The sequence below is a fragment of the Oleiphilus sp. HI0080 genome, assembly GCF_001635135.1.
In genome coordinates this window covers 1-2,062 of the sequence record NZ_LWFU01000346.1, presented here as the reverse complement: position 1 = coordinate 2,062, position 2,062 = coordinate 1, and the positions used below count along the sequence as shown (strand labels likewise).

General features: G+C 47.9%; 4 protein-coding genes. 1 reads left to right on the top strand and 3 read right to left on the bottom strand.

The window, feature by feature from the left end:
* A partial coding sequence (locus A3751_RS04905; protein ID WP_156492260.1) for a DUF4158 domain-containing protein occupies window positions 1-302 on the bottom strand: 302 nt, incomplete at its 3' end.
* A gap of 228 nt (window positions 303-530) precedes the next feature.
* Here A3751_RS04905 and A3751_RS23710 point away from each other — a divergent pair.
* Window positions 531-665, top strand: a complete 135-nt coding sequence (locus tag A3751_RS23710; protein WP_255376074.1) for a hypothetical protein — start codon at window positions 531-533, stop codon at window positions 663-665.
* Between the two features lie 68 nt (window positions 666-733).
* On the opposite strand, the gene A3751_RS04900 is transcribed toward A3751_RS23710, so the two are convergent.
* Together A3751_RS04900 and A3751_RS04895 are read right to left on the bottom strand one after the other, a co-directional pair.
* Entirely contained in the window at window positions 734-1,021 is a 288-nt protein-coding gene (locus tag A3751_RS04900) for a hypothetical protein (protein WP_068466459.1), read from the bottom strand.
* Between the two features lie 99 nt (window positions 1,022-1,120).
* A partial coding sequence (locus A3751_RS04895; protein ID WP_197466181.1) for an efflux RND transporter permease subunit occupies window positions 1,121-2,062 on the bottom strand: 942 nt, incomplete at its 5' end.

The window sequence follows — 2,062 nt, the reverse complement described above, 5'->3', positions numbered from 1 at the left end:
TTTTGATCCAATGAGAAGCGCCTGATACCGGGACCAGGCAACTGTTCTTTGGCGATAAACCGCAAATCCTCTTCGACATCGCCAAAACTCGGACTCAGAACCACAGGCCTGGACTTGAAGTAACCCAACAGAGCGACAAAGAAACAGCGGTGAGCCCGGCTACGGATAGCGTTGGCGACACGGGCTTCCATCTCATTCAGAGTAAAGTAAAATCGACGTTCTTCGAGGGTGAAACTGGGAGGGCTGTACAAATCATTGATTTCTGAGTCAATGAGGATCTGGAGCCTTTCGGTATATGCCATATCTGATGCCTAAAAAGCTCAGCATAATAACCGAAAGGGACAAGTTAAGGGCTAGGAGGAAGTTAATACCCCGCTGGAGGCCAGGAGCCACGGGGGCTGTAGAGGATTATGTCTTTTTAAGACGGAAAATCCCCAGGACCCCTTAAGGATCCGAGGCACAGCGACGCAGTTATTCTGAGCTACGAGTCCATCGACTATCGCTACTTTGGCAGCTGGAGCATGGCGTATGTGCCATCATCATCGCTTACTCAGGAAATGATTCTAACCTACGGAAGCAGCCAAGATTTTGACCCGTATAAAATGAGCGGTGAGAGCGCGCTTCTCTTACTCACCGAACTTGCAGAGCATATCCCAACGGTTTAACTGCATATGATAGAAACGAAAAAGGCGGCCTTGTGAGCCGCCTTTTTGATAACAGTAGCATGTGTTCGCTAATTAAGAGTCTCCAAGGATTCTTGTTCTGCTAATTGGTGCATATCCGCTAGAGCTTCATTGAGCTCAGTGACCGGATTAAACCGCACAGTGCCTTCATATACAGCGCGACACTCGCCTGGAGCAGTACCTAGACAATGTTCCATGGCCGCTTCCTTTGCCTTCGTGGGGCTAGCGAAAGGACCAATAAACTGTCTGTTTTCTAAGTAAAAATAACCACTTTGCTCTAGCTCAAGCGTTTCCTCTACCACAATGATCTCGTCACGCTCTTCATTGGCAGGCATCATAAGCACCTCCATCCTATTTGTGATTATAAACCGGAGCAAAGGAACAACCCTCCGCTGCCGAAAAGGCAAGTTATCACGCAAATTTACAAATAGCGAGCCCTAGTTACATTCTGTCACACGATAAAGAAGAGAGTACAAAACCGGTACTAGCACCAACGTGAGCACTGTCGAAAATAGCAAGCCAGCAATAATAGCCACCGCCATAGGCTCCCACATTAACCCTCCGCCAAAATACAAAGGAAGCATCCCAAGAACGGTCGTCGCAGTAGTAAGGAGTATTGGCCTAAGTCGACGTTTACCTGCACTAAGAATCGCTTCAAAGGGGGCTAATCCATTGTCCTCTATTTCTAGATCGATTCGCTCTAACAAAACAATCGCGTTATTAATCACGATACCTGCCAGAGAGATGACGCCAAGTAATGTCATAAAACCGAAAAAGGAATTCGCTAAAAACAAGCCAACAGAGACACCAATAAAGCCTAATGGAATGGTAACCAATATAATGGCTGACTTACGCAATGAGTTGAACTGAGCAACCAGTAGAATAAGAATTATAAAAGCAGCAACAGGCAGTTTTTCGGTGATCGAGTCGTTGGCTTTTCCTGAGCTCTCAATCTCACCGCCCAGTTCAAAGCCAGACCCTAGTTCCCATTTTTTGGCTTGCTTTTCAAGCCAAGGTGTCACTCGCGAAAACCCCTCAATAGCCGTCGCATCACCTGTGAGCTGAGCACCGATCGTGATCGATTTTTTGCGGTCGCGTCGAAGAATTTTTGCTGGTTCCCAGATTAGACGCAAATCGGCAACCTGCTTCAAAGGCAACGACTCCCCCGAACTCTGCACATAAACAGACAAGCCCTCAAGCTTCGCAATGTCTTGCCGGTCAGCGGCTTGAGAGCGCAGCATAACGGGAATAATATCTTCTCCTCTGCGATACTCCGTCAACTCCAGACCACTGAGGCCGGTTTGCAGCGACACAGCGATATCCTCACTGCTAATGCCCGCTCTTCGCGCGCGAGCTTGATCAATGACAACCTCGAATTT